Source organism: Mycobacterium sp. RTGN5, from assembly GCF_033804465.1.
Taxonomy (GTDB): Bacteria; Actinomycetota; Actinomycetes; order Mycobacteriales; family Mycobacteriaceae; genus Mycobacterium.
The window spans coordinates 20,412-35,443 of sequence record NZ_JAPZLA010000012.1; the positions used below are offsets into that span (position 1 = coordinate 20,412).

Here is a 15,032-nt window from a genome sequence, read left to right on the forward strand (position 1 = left end):
GCGACCACCGAATGTAGAGGACACCATGAAAACAGGGATTCATCCCGCCTACGCCGAGACCAACGTGGTCTGCGGCTGTGGCAACACGTTCACCACTCGCAGCACCAAGGACGGCGGACACATCACCGTCGAGGTGTGCTCGCAGTGCCACCCGTTCTATACCGGCAAGCAGAAGATCCTCGACAGCGGCGGTCGCGTGGCCCGCTTCGAGAAGCGCTACGGAAAGCGCACCACTGCCGGTTCAGACGACAAATAGCTGCCTTACCGACGCCCGCTCTGCTGCCTTGTGCGCAGGCCGGGCGTCGGTTTGCGTTTGAGGCACAGTTGACCCCTGGGGCACTGTCGACAGGAGAGGAGAAGCGATCATGACGCACGCGCACACGACTGTTGAAGCCATGCTGACCGAACACGCGGACCTCGAGCGTCAACTGTCCGACCCCGCGCTGCACGCCGACACGGGCAATGCCCGGCGGGTGGGCCGGCGCTTCGCCCAGCTGGCGCCGATCGTCACGACCTATCGCAGGCTGGAGACCGCGCGCGGAGACCTCGAGGCCGCCCGCGAGTTGGCGGCCGAGGACGCGTCCTTCGCCGCCGAGGTGCCCGAGCTGGAAACCAAGGTCGCCGAGCTCGACGCACACCTCACCGATCTGCTGGCCCCGCGTGATCCGCACGACGCCGACGACATCGTCCTCGAGGTGAAATCCGGTGAGGGCGGGGAAGAGTCGGCGTTGTTCGCCGCCGACCTGGCCCGGATGTACCTGCGCTATGCCGAGCGCCACGGCTGGACGGTCACCATGCTCGACGAGACGTGGTCCGATCTGGGCGGCTACAAAGACGCCACGATGATCATCGCCAGCAAGGGCGACTCCGCCGACGGCGTGTGGGCACGGATGAAGTTCGAAGGCGGCGTGCATCGCGTCCAGCGCGTGCCGGTCACCGAGTCGCAGGGCCGGGTGCACACCTCCGCCGCCGGCGTGCTGGTCTATCCCGAGCCCGAAGACGTCGAGGCCGTCCAGATCGACGAGGGCGACCTGCGCATCGACGTCTACCGCTCGTCGGGCAAGGGTGGTCAGGGCGTCAACACCACCGACTCCGCGGTCCGCATCACCCACCTGCCCACCGGCATCGTCGTGACCTGCCAGAACGAGCGATCCCAGCTGCAGAACAAGGCCCGCGCGATGATCGTGCTCGCGGCGCGGTTGCAGGCGCTGGCCGAAGAACAGGCATCGGCAGACGCATCGGCCGACCGGGCCAGCCAGATCCGCACCGTCGACCGCAGCGAGCGGATCCGCACCTACAACTTCCCGGAGAACCGGATCGCCGATCACCGGATCAACTTCAAGGCGCACAACCTCGACCAGGTGCTCGACGGCGAACTCGACCCGCTGCTGGATGCGCTGGCCGAGGCCGACAAGCAGACCAGGCTGCAGCAGGCATGACGAAGCTGCGGCAGGCCATTGATGTGGCCACCGCCGCCCTCGCCGAGGCGGGCATCGACTCGGCGCGCACCGATGCCGAACTGCTGGCCGCCCATCTGGCCGGAGTCACCCGTGGCCGGCTGGCCGCGATCGACGAGCCCGACGCCGGCTTCTTCACCCGCTACGACGAGGTCGTCAGTGCGCGTTCACGCCGGATCCCGCTGCAACACATCACCGGCTCGGCGGCGTTCGGCCCGCTGGAGCTGGCGGTCGGGCCCGGGGTGTTCATCCCACGCCCGGAGACCGAGGCGTTGCTGGAATGGGCACTGGCCCAACGGCTGCCCGAGCACCCGGTGATCGTGGACCTGTGCACCGGATCCGGTGCACTGGCCATCGCCCTGGCCATGCACTGGCCGCGGGCTCGGGTGATCGGCGTCGACGACGACGCCACCGCGCTGCAGTACGCGCGCCGCAATGCCGCACCGACGACCGTCGAATTGGTGCAGGCCGACGTCACCGCCCCCGGGCTGCTCACAGACCTGCGCGGTAGCGTCGACCTCGTGGTGTCCAACCCGCCGTACATCCCTGCCGGGGCAGTGCTGGATCCCGAAGTGGCCGACCATGACCCGGCGCATGCCCTGTTCGGTGGCCCGGACGGCATGGCGGTCATCGGGCCGATCGCGCGGCTGGCCGGTGGCTGGCTCAAGCCGGGCGGCCTGTTCGCCGTCGAACACGACGACACCACCTCGGATCACACCGTCGAAACCATCAGCAACACAGCGCTTTTCACTGCCATCACCCCACATCGCGATCTGGCGGGCCGACCCCGATTCGTGACGGCAAGCCGGGACCGACCCGACAGGAAGGAGCCAGCGTGACCCAGGTGTTCGACTGCGCCGACGCCAGCCAGCGCGCCGAGGCCATCACCGCGGCCGCCGCCGCGGTCAAGAGCGGCCGACTGGTCGTGATGCCCACCGACACCGTGTACGGCATCGGTGCCGACGCCTTCGACAACGAGGCCGTCGCCGCGCTGCTGGCCGCCAAGGGTCGCGGCCGCGATATGCCCGTCGGCGTGCTGGTCGGTTCCTGGCACACCATCGACGGCCTGGTCTACTCGGTTCCGCACGCCGCCCGCGAACTGATCCGCGCCTTCTGGCCTGGGGCGCTGAGCCTGGTTGTGCAGCAGGCGCCCTCGCTGCAGTGGGACCTCGGCGACGCGCGGGGGACCGTCATGCTGCGGATGCCGCTGCACCCGGTGGCGATCGAACTGCTGCGCGAGACCGGCCCGATGGCGGTCTCCAGCGCCAACCTCTCCGGGCGACCGGCGGCCACGACATCCGAGGAAGCGCAGCGTCAGCTCGCCGATCAGGTTCAGGTGTATCTGGACGCCGGGCCGTCCCAGGAGCAGGCCGCCTCCACGATCGTCGACCTGACCGGTTCCACCCCGCGACTGCTGCGGGAGGGCCCGATCAGCGCCGCCGCCATCGCCGAGGTGCTCGGCACCGATGTCGCGTCCCTGACCGCCTGATGGCCGAGCTCCTGGCTGTGCTCATTCCCCCGGTCGCTTCGCTCCTGCCCGCCGATTCCACACTCGCGCTGGCCGACCGCGGCGCCGGTGTTCCGCTGCGCGAGTTGGCTCTTGTCGGTTTGACCGCCGCGATCATCACCTACTTCGCCACCGGGTGGGTTCGTCTGCTCGCCACGCGCCTCGGCGCGGTCGCCTACCCCCGCGAGCGTGACGTGCACATCAAGCCGACCCCGCGAATGGGCGGGTTGGCGATGTACGTCGGGGTGGTCACCGCCGTCTTCCTGGCCTCCCAGCTGCCGGCGCTGGCCCGCGGCTTCATCTACTCGTCGGGCATGCCCGCGGTGGTGGTCGCCGGCGGGCTGATCATGGGGATCGGGCTGATCGACGATCGCTGGGGCCTGGATGCGCTGACCAAGTTCGCCGGGCAGATCACCGCGGCCAGCGTCCTGGTCACCATGGGTGTCGCGTGGAGCGTGTTGTACATCCCGATCGGCGGGGTCGGCACGATCGTGCTGGATCAGGTGTCGTCGATCCTGCTGACCCTGGCGCTGACGGTGTCGATTGTCAACGCGATGAACTTCGTCGACGGCCTCGACGGCCTCGCCGCCGGCCTGGGCCTGATCACCGCGCTGGCCATCTGCATCTTCTCGGTCGGCCTGCTTCGGGACCACGGCGGCGACGTGCTGTTCTACCCGCCCGCGGTGATCTCGGTGGTGTTGGCCGGCGCCTGTCTGGGCTTCCTGCCGCACAACTTCTATCGCGCCAAGATCTTCATGGGCGACTCCGGTTCGATGCTCGTCGGCCTGATGCTGGCCGCCGCGTCCACCACCGCGGCGGGCCCGATCTCGCAGAGTGCCTACGGCGCGCGTGACGTCTTCGCCCTGCTGTCGCCGTTCCTGCTGGTTTTCGCGGTGATGTTGGTGCCGGCCCTGGACACGTTGCTCGCGATCGTGCGGCGCACCCGCGCCGGCCGCAGCCCGCTGAGCCCCGACAAGATGCACCTGCACCACCGGCTGCTGCAGATCGGGCACTCGCATCGCCGCGCCGTGCTGCTGATCTACCTGTGGGTGGGCATCATCGCGTTCGGCGCCGCCGCCACCATCTTCTTCGATCCGCGCTACACCGGAGCGGTCATGCTGGCCGCGATCGGGGTCGCCGTTGTGGTCACGTTGATCCCGCTGTTGCGTCGTCGCGACGACGACTACGAGGGACTTTACGACAGTAAGTAGTAGACGTGTTTTCTGCCGTCTACCATGTGGTACGGTGCTGGCAGAACCCGAAGAAACCTCGCGGGTTGCCGGCCCGGCCCATCGGAGTCACGACCGATCGGCGCCGAATTACGACCGACAAAGGGAGCTGCCCCTTGGGTGATTCCAGCGCGCATGTCGCCCTCCGATACGCTCGGCGGACCAGCACGCAGAAATCGCTCGACCGGCTCTCGAGAACGCAAGATTGAGGTGAATCCTGTGACGACACCAGCGCAAGATGCGCCGTTGGTGTTTCCGTCCGTTGCCTTCCGGCCCGTTCGGCTGCTGGCGATCTGTGCCGCGCTGACGGCGCTGGTGATCATTGCGGGCGCGACGGCCGGTCCCTACCTCATGTTCGGCGTCTTCTTCGGCATCGGGCTGTTGCTGGGTCTCGTCAACGCGCTCCTCGTGCAGCGGTCGGTGGACTCGATCACCGCTGGCGATCACCCCCTCAAGCGCAAGATGGCGCTGAACTCCGCCACCCGGCTGCTGGTGATCACGGCGGTCGGACTGACTATCGCAATCCTCTTCCGCCCGCTCGGCCTTGGCGTGCTTTTCGGCTTGGCGTTGTTCCAAGTTCTGCTGGTTTTGAGCACCGCGTTGCCCGTGTGGAAGAAGATTCGCACGGGAGACGACGGCGGCGCCGACGTCACTGCAACCCCCGGGGCCGCCAGCTCCGCAGACGAAGCACCGAAGGATTGATCCCGCGATGAGTGAACGAATCCTCGCCGAGGCCGCCATCGAGGTCGGCCACCACGACACCGCCACGTGGCTGGGTCTGACGGTCAACACCGACACCATCCTGGCGACGGGTATCGCCGCGCTGATCGTGATCGCGCTGGCCTTCGTACTGCGCGCCAAGGTCACCTCGACGGGTGTGCCCAGCGGTGTGCAGCTGCTCTGGGAGACCCTGACCACCCAGATGCGCGGCCAGATCGAGTCGGCGATCGGTATGAAGATCGCGCCGTTCGTGTTGCCGTTGGCGGTGGCGCTGTTCATCTTCATCCTGATCGCCAACTGGATCTCGGTGCTGCCGGTGCAGTACAGCACGGCCGAGGGCGGCACGCATGAGCTGCTCAAGCCGCCGGCCGCCGACATCAACTTCGTGCTGGCGCTCGCGCTGTTCGTGTTCTTCTGCTACCACGCTGCCGGCATCTGGCGGCGCGGCATCATCGGTCACCCGGTGAAGGTGCTGAAGGGTCACGTCGCGTTCTTGGCCCCGATCAACCTCGTCGAGGAAATCGCCAAGCCGATCTCGCTGTCGCTCCGACTTTTCGGCAACATCTTCGCCGGCGGCATCATGGTCGCGTTGATCGCGATGTTCCCGCCGTACATCATGTGGGCGCCCAACGCGATCTGGAAGACGTTCGACTTGTTCGTCGGCCTGATCCAGGCGTTCATCTTCGCGCTCTTGACGATTCTCTACTTCAGCCAGTCCATGGAACTGGATGAGGAGCACCACTAAAAGACGTGTTCGACCCCCGAACCACCCACAGCCTGGTAGGAGTCCTACCAGCAATCAAGGAGGATAGAGAATGGCAGCAGACCCTCAAATCGTCATGGGCGCCCTCATCGGCGGCGGCCTCATTCTGGGCGGCGGCGCCATCGGCGCCGGTATCGGCGACGGTATCGCCGGTAACGCCCTGATCTCGGGCATTGCCCGGCAGCCCGAGGCCCAGGGCCGGCTGTTCACCCCGTTCTTCATCACTGTTGGTCTGGTGGAGGCGGCGTACTTCATCAACCTGGCGTTCATGGCCCTGTTCGTGTTCGCCACGCCTGGCGCTTCCTAGTCCGCATGGGGGAGCACAGCGTCACTCTGTTGGCGGCCGAGGAAGGTGGCACTCAAAACTTCCTCGTCCCCAACGGCACCTTCTTCTTCGTACTAGCCATCTTCTTGATCGTGCTGGGCGTAATCGGCAAGTTTGTCGTGCCGCCGATTCAGAAGGTGCTCGGTGAGCGCGAGAAGATGGTCGCCAAGACCACCGAGGACAACCGCAAGGCCAACGACTTCGATGCCGCCGCCGACTCCGATTACCGCAAGGAGATGGCCACGGCCCGCAGCGAGGCTTCGGGCATCCGCGACGAAGCCCGGAACGAGGGTCGCAAGATCCTCGACGAGCACAAGGGCCGCGCCAGCGAGGAGGCAGCGGCAACGCTGCAGCAGGCGGCCAATGAGCTCAAGCTGCAGGGCGATTCCATCGCCGCGGAGCTGAGATCGTCGGTGGACACGCTGTCCGCGACGCTGGCCAGCCGGGTCCTGGGTGTAGAGGTCTCCAGCGAGTCGGCGACAACGGCGCCGGGACGGTAGGACATGTCAACCTTCATCGGACAGCTCATCGGCTTTCTGGTCATCGTCGCGATCATCTGGCGGTACGTCGTACCGCCGTTGAAGCGCATGATGGCCAGCCAGCAGGACGCGGTGCGCACGCAGATCGACGACAGCGCCAAAGCCGCCAAGCGGCTTGCTGACTCCGACAAGCATCACGCCGCGCGGGTAGACGAGGCCAAGACCGAGGCCAAGCGCATCGTCGAAGAGGCTCGGCACGACGCCGAGCGCATCGTCGAGCAGCTTCGCGCGCAGGCCGATGTCGAGGTCGAGCGGATCAAAGTCCAAGGCGGGCAACAGGTTCAGTTGTTGCGTGCCCAGCTGATCCGCCAGCTGCGCCAGGATCTCGGTAGCGAGTCGGTGCGGCGGGCGGGCGAGTTGGTGCGTGCACACGTATCCGACGAGCAGGCGCAGTCGGCCACCGTCGACCGGTTCCTGGATGAGCTGGACTCGATGGCACCGGCGGCCTTTGCCCCCGAGACGGGTTCAGATCTGCGGTCGGCCAGCCGCGAGGCGCAGGCCGCGGTCGTCGAGAAGTTCGACTCGGTCTCGTCGGAGTTGTCCGCCGACGCCCTGTCCACGCTGTCCGATGACCTAGCGTCTGTGGCCGGACTGCTGATCGCCGAACCGATCCTGGCCCGCCACCTGGCCGAGTCCTCCGGTGAGACTGACGCCAAGAAGCAACTGGTGCACCGGCTGCTGGATGACAAGGTCGGCGCCGACGCCCTGAATGTGCTCGAGACCGCGGCGTCGGTGCGCTGGTCGCACACCGGAGATCTGGTCGACGTCATCGAACACATCGCCCGGCTCGCCCTGCTGGTTCGCGCCGAGCGCGACGATCAGGCCGACGAGGTCGAGGAGCAGCTCTTCCGCTTCACCCGCATCCTCGACGAGCAGCCCCGGCTGAGCACCTTGCTCGGCGACTACGCCACACCGGCCGATGGCCGGGTCGCGTTGCTGCACAAGCTCCTCGGAGACGGCAGTGGCGCGAACGCGACCGCGACGGCCCTGCTGGTCCAGGCGATCAGCCTGATCCGTGGCGATCGGGCCGACGAAGCGGCGCTGGCACTGGCCCGGCTCGCCGTCGCCCGCCGCGGTGAGGTCGTCGCCCACGTGAGTGCGGCCGCCGAGCTCAGCGATGCACAGCGCACCCGGCTGACCGAGGTGCTGACCCGGATCTACAACCACCCTGTTTCGGTGCAGCTGCACGTCGATCCTTCGTTGCTGGGCGGCCTTTCGGTCGCCGTCGGCGACGAGGTGATCGACGGGGCGTTGTCTTCACGGCTGGCCGCAGCCGTGACTCGACTGCCCGATTAGCCGACCGACCACACGAACCCCAAGACCCAAAACAAAGGCAGGAAGACGAAAAGCCATGGCAGAGTTGACAATCTCCGCTGACGACATCCAGGGCGCCGTCCAGGAGTACGTCTCGAGCTTCGAGGCGGATTCCGGGCGCGAGGAGATCGGCACCGTCATCGACGCCGGCGACGGCATCGCCCACGTCGAGGGTCTGCCCTCGGTGATGACCCAGGAGCTGCTGGAGTTCCCCGGTGGCGTCCTCGGTGTCGCGCTGAACCTCGACGAGCACAGCGTCGGCGCGGTCATCCTGGGTGAGTTCGAGAAGATCGCCGAGGGCCAGCAGGTCAAGCGCACCAACGAGGTGCTGTCGGTGCCCGTCGGCGACGCCTTCCTTGGCCGCGTGATCAACCCGCTGGGTCAGCCGATCGACGGTCAGGGCGACATCGAGGCCGAGACCCGCCGCGTTCTGGAGTTGCAGGCACCATCGGTGGTGCAGCGCCAGGGCGTCAGTGAGCCACTGCAGACCGGCATCAAGGCCATCGACGCGATGACCCCGATCGGCCGCGGCCAGCGCCAGCTGATCATCGGCGACCGCAAGACGGGCAAGACCGCCGTCTGCGTCGACACCATCCTGAACCAGCGGGGAGCCTGGGAGACCGGCGATCCCAACCAGCAGGTGCGCTGCGTGTACGTCGCGATCGGCCAGAAGGGCACCACGATCGCTTCGGTGAAGCGCGCCCTCGAAGACGGTGGCGCGATGGAGTACACCACCATCGTCGCGGCCCCGGCTTCCGACGCCGCCGGCTTCAAATGGCTTGCGCCCTACACCGGTTCGGCCATCGGCCAGCACTGGATGTACAACGGCAAGCACGTACTGATCGTGTTCGACGATCTGTCCAAGCAGGCCGACGCCTACCGCGCGATCTCGCTGCTGCTGCGTCGCCCGCCCGGCCGCGAGGCCTTCCCCGGCGACGTGTTCTACCTGCACTCCCGTCTGCTGGAGCGTTGCGGCAAGCTCTCCGACGAGCTCGGTGGTGGTTCGATGACCGGGCTGCCGATCATCGAAACCAAGGCCAACGACATCTCGGCGTTCATCCCGACCAACGTCATCTCGATCACCGACGGTCAGTGCTTCCTGGAGTCCGACCTGTTCAACCAGGGCGTGCGCCCGGCCGTGAACGTCGGTGTGTCGGTGTCCCGAGTCGGTGGTGCCGCTCAGATCAAGGCGATGAAAGAGGTGGCGGGCTCGCTGCGTCTGGACCTGTCGCAGTACCGCGAGCTGGAGGCCTTCGCGGCCTTCGCCTCGGATCTGGACGCCGCCTCGAAGGCTCAGCTGGACCGCGGTGTGCGGCTCGTCGAGCTGCTCAAGCAGGCCCAGTACAGCCCGATGGCGGTCGAGGATCAGGTCGTCGCGATCTTCCTCGGCACCCAGGGCCACCTGGATTCAGTTCCCGCTGAGGATGTTTCGCGCTTCGAGTCCGAGTTCCTCGAGCACGTGAAGGCCAGCCACGAGGACATCCTCACCGGCATCAAGGAGTCCAAGAAGCTCTCCGAGGAACTCGAAGAGAAATTGGTCTCGGTCATCAACGACTTCAAGAAGGGATTCGCCGCCACCGACGGCAGCTCGGTGGTCGACGGCGATGACAAGGCCGAGGCACTGGACCCCGAGGACCTGGAGAAGGAATCCGTCAAGGTCCGTAAGCCGGCCCCAAAGAAGAACTAGTAGAAGAGCTATATAAGGAAATGGCAGCCACACTTCGCGAGCTTCGCGGACGTATCAAATCCGCCTCGTCGATCAAGAAGATCACGAAGGCTCAGGAACTGATCGCCACGTCGCGGATCGCCAAGGCGCAGGCCCGGGTCAACGCGGCCCGGCCCTACGCCAGCGAGATCACCAACATGCTCACCGAACTCGCCGGTGCGAGCGCGCTGGATCACCCGCTGCTGGTCGCGCGGGAGAACCCCAAGCGGGCCGGTGTGCTGGTGGTGTCCTCGGACCGTGGTCTGTGCGGCGGCTACAACGCAAACGTGCTGCGTCGTGCCGAGGAGCTGTTCGCGCTGCTGCGGGACGAGGGCAAGAAGCCGGTGCTCTACGTCGTCGGGCGTAAAGCGTTGGGTTACTACAGCTTCCGGCAACGTACTGTCACCGAGTCGTGGACCGGCTTCTCCGAGCGGCCCGAGTACGAGAATGCCAAGGAGATCGCCGAGACACTGGTGACCGCCTTCATGTCCGGTGTTGACGACGAGGGTGACGACGCAGGTGCCGACGGCATCCTCGGCGTGGACGAACTCCACATCGTGTCGACGGAGTTCAAGTCGATGCTGTCGCAGCAGGCTTCTGCACTGCGGATCGCACCGATGGTCGTCGAGTACGTCGGCGAGGAGGAATCCGGTCCGCACACGCTGTTCTCGTTCGAGCCCAACGCCGAGGAACTGTTCGATTCACTGCTGCCGCGCTACATCGCGACCCGCGTGTACGCGGCGCTGCTCGAGGCGGCGGCATCGGAGTCGGCTTCTCGTCGTCGTGCCATGAAGTCGGCGACCGACAACGCCGACGATCTGATCAAGGCGCTCACGCTGGCGGCGAACCGCGAGCGTCAGGCGCAGATCACTCAGGAAATCAGCGAAATCGTCGGCGGCGCCAACGCGCTGGCCGACGCGAAATAGTCCACGTAGGGGAAGCGAAGAGGAAATGACTGCTACCGCAGAGAAGACCGCCGGACGGGTCGTCCGCATCACGGGACCCGTGGTCGACGTGGAGTTCCCGCGTGGCTCGGTGCCCGCACTGTTCAACGCACTGCACGCCGACATCACCTACGAGGCGCTGGCCAAGACGCTGACCCTGGAAGTTGCCCAGCACCTGGGCGACAACCTGGTCCGCTGCGTCTCCATGCAGCCCACCGACGGACTGGTCCGCGGTGTCGAGGTCAGCGACACCGGCGTCTCCATCTCGGTGCCGGTCGGCGACGGCGTGAAGGGTCACGTCTTCAACGCACTCGGTGACTGCCTCGACGAGCCGGGCTACGGCAAGGACTTCGAGCACTGGTCGATCCACCGCAAGCCGCCGGCCTTCGCCGACCTCGAGCCGCGGACCGAGATGCTCGAGACCGGTCTGAAGGTCGTCGACCTGCTGACCCCATACGTGCGTGGCGGCAAGATCGCCCTGTTCGGTGGCGCCGGGGTGGGTAAGACGGTGCTCATCCAGGAGATGATCAACCGCATCGCCCGCAACTTCGGTGGTACCTCGGTGTTCGCCGGCGTGGGTGAGCGCACCCGTGAGGGCAACGACCTGTGGGTCGAGCTCGCCGACGCGAACGTACTCAAGGACACCGCGTTGGTGTTCGGTCAGATGGACGAGCCACCAGGCACGCGTATGCGCGTCGCGCTGTCGGCCCTGACCATGGCCGAGTACTTCCGCGATGAGCAGCAGCAGGACGTGCTGCTGTTCATCGACAACATCTTCCGGTTCACCCAGGCCGGCTCCGAGGTCTCCACGCTGCTCGGCCGGATGCCGTCCGCGGTGGGCTACCAGCCGACCCTGGCCGACGAGATGGGTGAGCTGCAGGAGCGCATCACCTCGACCCGTGGTCGTTCGATCACCTCGATGCAGGCCGTGTACGTGCCCGCCGACGACTACACCGACCCGGCGCCGGCCACCACGTTCGCGCACTTGGACGCCACCACCGAGCTCTCCCGCGCGGTGTTCTCCAAGGGCATCTTCCCCGCGGTGGACCCGCTGGCGTCGTCCTCGACGATCCTGCACCCGAGCGTGGTCGGTGACGAGCACTACCGGGTTGCCCAGGAAGTCATCCGGATCCTGCAGCGCTACAAGGATCTTCAGGACATCATCGCGATCCTCGGTATCGACGAGCTCTCCGAAGAGGACAAGGTTCTGGTGTACCGGGCTCGTAAGATCGAGCGCTTCCTGAGCCAGAACATGATGGCTGCCGAGCAGTTCACCGGCCAGCCCGGTTCGACCGTGCCGCTCAAGGAAACCGTCGAGGCCTTCGACAAGCTGGCCAAGGGTGAGTTCGACCACCTGCCCGAGCAGGCGTTCTTCCTGATCGGCGGCCTGGACGACTTGGCGAAGAAGGCCGAGAGCCTCGGCGCCAAGCTGTGATCTCTGGCCCAAAGACGCGAAAGGTGATGTGAGATGGCCGAATTGGACGTCGACATCGTCGCCGTCGAGCGCAAGATCTGGTCGGGCAAGGCGACGTTCGTCTTCACCCGCACCACGTCGGGCGAGATCGGCATCCTTCCTCGCCACATCCCGCTCGTCGCACAGCTAGTGGATGACGCGATGGTGCGCGTCGAGCGCGAGGGCGAGGACGACCTTCGCATCGCGGTCGACGGCGGCTACCTGTCGGTGACCGAGGAAAGCGTAACGATCCTCGCGGAGTCCGCCGAGTTCGAGTCCGAGATCGATGCGGAGTCGGCCAAAGCCGACGCGGGCTCTGACGATCCACAGACCGCTGCCCGCGGTAGGGCGCGCTTGCGCGCCCTAGGCCAGCTCGACTAGCCGCGGGCCAGCGACCGATGAGCGCGCCGATGTTCTTCATGGTCGCGCTGGTCGGTGTGCTGTTGCTCGCGGTGGTCGCGCTGACTTACCGACTGTGGAAGCTGCGTCAGGGTGGCACCGCCGCGATCCTGCGTGACATCCCGGCGGTCGGCGGCCATGGTTGGCGGCACGGAGTCATCCGCTACCGGGGTGACGAGGCCAGGTATTACCGGCTATCGAGCCTGCGGTGGTGGCCGGATCGACGGCTGAGCCGGCGTGGGCTGGAAGTCATTTCCCGACGGACTCCCCGCGGTGACGAGTTCGACATCATGACCGACGCGATCGTTGTGCTCGAACTGCACGACACCACCGTCGACCGTTGGCGTGGCTACGAGATGGCGCTGGACCGTGGGGCGCTGACGGCGTTCCTGTCCTGGGTCGAGTCCAGTCCGTCGCCGCGGGCGCGCCGCCGTACGGCGTGAGCTATTTGGCTTCGGGCCCTTCGGCTTTCGCGCCGCCGGGCTGCCACAGCACGTCGCCGTCGGGATTGGCCACCCGCGACAGGATGAACAAGAGGTCCGAGAGCCGGTTGAGGTAGCGCGCCGGCAGCGGGCTGACGGTGTCGGGGTAGGCCTTCACCGCGACCCATGCCGACCGCTCGGCGCGCCGTGTCACGGTTCGCGCGACGTGCAGAAGGGCCGACAGCGCAGTGCCGCCGGGCAGGATGAACGAGTTCAGGGCCGGCAGCGCTTCGTTGTAGTGGTCGCACCATGCCTCGAGCCGCTCGACGTACGGCCCCGTGATCCGCAGCGGCGGATACTCGGGGTTCTCGGCGACCGGGGTGGACAGGTCTGCGCCCGCATCGAACAGGTCGTTCTGGATCTGCAGCAGCACCTTGCGCAGGTCGTCGTCGGGGCTGCCAAGGGCGACGGCCACCCCGAGCGCGGCGTTGGCCTCGTCGCAGTCGGCGTAGGCGCTCAGACGCGGGTCATTCTTCTCGACTCGTGAGAAATCACTCAGTCCCGAGGTGCCGTCGTCGCCGGTCCGGGTATAGATGCGGGTCAGATGGACTGCCATGGGAGAGACGGTACCGGCCGAGTGCGCAGGTACATGGCGCTGGCTCCACTAAACTAACCGCCGTGGGTGAGCGTTTCGTGGTGACCGGCGGCAATCGGTTGTCAGGCGAAGTGGCTGTCGGGGGCGCGAAGAACAGCGTTCTGAAACTGATGGCCGCCAGCCTGCTGGCCGAGGGCACCACAACGATCACCAATTGCCCGGACATTCTCGATGTGCCGCTGATGGCGGAGGTCCTGCGTGGCCTCGGGGCCAACGTCGAACTCGACGGCCCGACGGTGCGGATCACGTCGCCCGAGGAGCCCAAATACGAAGCGGACTTCGCCGCGGTGCGCCAGTTCCGGGCGTCGGTGTGTGTGCTGGGCCCGCTGGTCGGCCGGTGCAAGCGAGCCCGTGTCGCGCTTCCCGGTGGCGACGCGATCGGCTCGCGGCCGCTCGACATGCATCAGGCCGGTCTGCGTCAGCTCGGCGCGGACTGCAATATCGAGCACGGCTGCGTGGTGGCCACCGCTGAGAAGCTGCACGGCGCGGAGATCCAGCTCGAGTTCCCGTCGGTGGGGGCGACCGAGAACATCCTGATGGCGGCTGTGCTCGCCGAGGGTGTCACCACGATTCACAACGCGGCGCGTGAGCCCGACGTCGTCGACCTCTGCGAGATGCTCAATCAGATGGGCGCCCTCGTCGAGGGTGCCGGCACTCCGACGCTGACGATCACCGGCGTCTCGCGGCTGTACCCGACCGAGCACCGAGTGATCGGCGACCGGATCGTCGCGGCGACGTGGGGGATTGCCGCCGCGATGACTCGCGGTGACATCTCGGTCACCGGCGTCGATCCGGCTCACCTGCAGCTGGTGTTGCACAAGCTGCACGACGCCGGCGCCACCGTCACCCAACATGACAACGGGTTCCGGGTGGTGCAGTACGAGCGCCCGAAGGCCTGCAATATGGCGACGCTGCCGTTCCCGGGTTTTCCGACCGACCTTCAGCCGATGGCGATCGCGTTGGCATCGATTGCCGATGGGACATCGATGATCACCGAGAACGTGTTCGAGGCGAGGTTCCGGTTCGTCGAGGAGATGATCCGCCTCGGTGCCGACGCCAGGACTGACGGCCACCACGCGGTGGTGCGGGGGATCCCGCAGCTGTCGAGTGCCCCGGTGTGGTGCTCGGATATCCGGGCGGGCGCCGGCCTGGTGCTTGCCGGGCTGGTCGCCGACGGCGAAACCGAAGTTCACGACGTCTTTCACATCGACCGGGGATACCCGCTGTTCGTGGAGAATCTGGTGCGACTTGGAGCTGAGATAGAACGCGTGTAAGGTAAGCGGTCGGTCCAGCCGCGCCGGGCCCAAGAAATTGGGTAGGCAGTGGCAGTTGACGCCGCCAAGAAGATCGAGTAAGCTGGCAGGGTTGCCTGCTGGCGGGTGTCAGCCGGGTTGTGTTGTTTGAGAACTCAATAGTGTGTTTGGTGGTTTTATAGTTTGTTGTTGTTTTTTGCCATGCTTTGATACCCCCGTGTTGGGGTGTGGCGATCTTTTTTGATGCCAGTTTGTTTGGTGTCTTTTTGTTAGGTCAGATTGTTCTGATTCGAATTCACCTGTGCTTGTCATGGGTTGTTTTTGTTTGGAGAGTTTGATTCTGGCTC

The 15,032-nt window shown here is 66.3% G+C and carries 18 protein-coding genes; 16 read left to right on the plus strand and 2 right to left on the minus strand.

From position 1 onward, the window contains the following. Positions 1-25 precede the first annotated feature (25 nt). From rpmE to SLQ31_RS29215, 15 genes are all read left to right on the plus strand, one after another. Positions 26-256, plus strand: a complete 231-nt coding sequence (gene rpmE, locus SLQ31_RS29145) for a 50S ribosomal protein L31 (RefSeq protein WP_319437676.1) — start codon at positions 26-28, stop codon at positions 254-256. A gap of 109 nt (positions 257-365) precedes the next feature. Beyond that, complete coding sequence (gene prfA / locus SLQ31_RS29150) at positions 366-1,439, plus strand: peptide chain release factor 1 (RefSeq protein WP_319437677.1); 1,074 nt, start codon at positions 366-368, stop codon at positions 1,437-1,439. Continuing rightward, positions 1,436-2,296, plus strand: a complete 861-nt coding sequence (prmC, locus tag SLQ31_RS29155; protein WP_319437678.1) for a peptide chain release factor N(5)-glutamine methyltransferase — start codon at positions 1,436-1,438, stop codon at positions 2,294-2,296. The genes prfA and prmC overlap by 4 nt, the downstream gene beginning before the upstream one ends. Beyond that, positions 2,293-2,946: an L-threonylcarbamoyladenylate synthase gene (locus SLQ31_RS29160; protein ID WP_319437679.1), complete on the plus strand. Its 654-nt coding sequence runs from the start codon at positions 2,293-2,295 to the stop codon at positions 2,944-2,946. Before prmC ends, SLQ31_RS29160 begins: the two co-directional genes overlap by 4 nt. Further along, on the plus strand, positions 2,946-4,175 hold the full coding sequence (locus SLQ31_RS29165; RefSeq protein ID WP_319437680.1) for an MraY family glycosyltransferase: 1,230 nt from the start codon (positions 2,946-2,948) through the stop codon (positions 4,173-4,175). The genes SLQ31_RS29160 and SLQ31_RS29165 overlap by 1 nt, the downstream gene beginning before the upstream one ends. 237 nt (positions 4,176-4,412) lie before the next feature. Beyond that, the gene (locus tag SLQ31_RS29170) at positions 4,413-4,895 is read left to right on the plus strand and encodes an ATP synthase subunit I (RefSeq protein ID WP_319437681.1); all 483 of its coding nucleotides are present in this window, start codon (positions 4,413-4,415) and stop codon (positions 4,893-4,895) included. A gap of 7 nt (positions 4,896-4,902) precedes the next feature. Further along, on the plus strand, positions 4,903-5,658 hold the full coding sequence (atpB, locus tag SLQ31_RS29175; protein WP_319437682.1) for a F0F1 ATP synthase subunit A: 756 nt from the start codon (positions 4,903-4,905) through the stop codon (positions 5,656-5,658). A gap of 70 nt (positions 5,659-5,728) precedes the next feature. Beyond that, positions 5,729-5,983: a F0F1 ATP synthase subunit C gene (locus SLQ31_RS29180; RefSeq protein WP_149441870.1), complete on the plus strand. Its 255-nt coding sequence runs from the start codon at positions 5,729-5,731 to the stop codon at positions 5,981-5,983. Positions 5,984-5,988: 5 nt separating this feature from the next. Further along, positions 5,989-6,501: a F0F1 ATP synthase subunit B gene (locus tag SLQ31_RS29185; RefSeq protein WP_319437683.1), complete on the plus strand. Its 513-nt coding sequence runs from the start codon at positions 5,989-5,991 to the stop codon at positions 6,499-6,501. 3 nt (positions 6,502-6,504) lie between these two features. Then, complete coding sequence (locus SLQ31_RS29190; RefSeq protein WP_319437684.1) at positions 6,505-7,836, plus strand: F0F1 ATP synthase subunit B/delta; 1,332 nt, start codon at positions 6,505-6,507, stop codon at positions 7,834-7,836. A gap of 55 nt (positions 7,837-7,891) precedes the next feature. After that, positions 7,892-9,541, plus strand: a complete 1,650-nt coding sequence (gene atpA, locus SLQ31_RS29195; protein WP_319437685.1) for a F0F1 ATP synthase subunit alpha — start codon at positions 7,892-7,894, stop codon at positions 9,539-9,541. Positions 9,542-9,561: 20 nt separating this feature from the next. Continuing rightward, entirely contained in the window at positions 9,562-10,485 is a 924-nt protein-coding gene (locus tag SLQ31_RS29200) for a F0F1 ATP synthase subunit gamma (RefSeq protein ID WP_319437686.1), read from the plus strand. A gap of 25 nt (positions 10,486-10,510) precedes the next feature. Next, positions 10,511-11,938 (plus strand): F0F1 ATP synthase subunit beta, encoded by a 1,428-nt coding sequence (gene atpD / locus SLQ31_RS29205; RefSeq protein ID WP_319437687.1) that lies wholly within the window; start codon positions 10,511-10,513, stop codon positions 11,936-11,938. Positions 11,939-11,971: 33 nt separating this feature from the next. Beyond that, a complete protein-coding gene (locus tag SLQ31_RS29210; RefSeq protein WP_319437688.1) occupies positions 11,972-12,337 on the plus strand; it encodes a F0F1 ATP synthase subunit epsilon in 366 nt (121 codons plus the stop codon). Between the two features lie 17 nt (positions 12,338-12,354). Beyond that, complete coding sequence (locus SLQ31_RS29215; RefSeq protein WP_319437689.1) at positions 12,355-12,798, plus strand: DUF2550 domain-containing protein; 444 nt, start codon at positions 12,355-12,357, stop codon at positions 12,796-12,798. 1 nt (position 12,799) lies between these two features. On the opposite strand, the gene SLQ31_RS29220 is transcribed toward SLQ31_RS29215, so the two are convergent. Next, positions 12,800-13,393: a cob(I)yrinic acid a,c-diamide adenosyltransferase gene (locus SLQ31_RS29220; RefSeq protein ID WP_319437690.1), complete on the minus strand. Its 594-nt coding sequence runs from the start codon at positions 13,391-13,393 to the stop codon at positions 12,800-12,802. 62 nt (positions 13,394-13,455) lie between these two features. Here SLQ31_RS29220 and murA point away from each other — a divergent pair, with 62 nt between their 5' ends. Further along, positions 13,456-14,706, plus strand: coding sequence for a UDP-N-acetylglucosamine 1-carboxyvinyltransferase (gene murA / locus SLQ31_RS29225; protein WP_319437691.1), 1,251 nt, complete (start codon positions 13,456-13,458; stop codon positions 14,704-14,706). A 108-nt stretch (positions 14,707-14,814) separates the two neighbouring features. On the opposite strand, the gene SLQ31_RS29230 is transcribed toward murA, so the two are convergent. Next, the coding region (locus tag SLQ31_RS29230; protein WP_319437692.1) for a hypothetical protein at positions 14,815-15,032 on the minus strand (218 nt) is incomplete at its 5' end.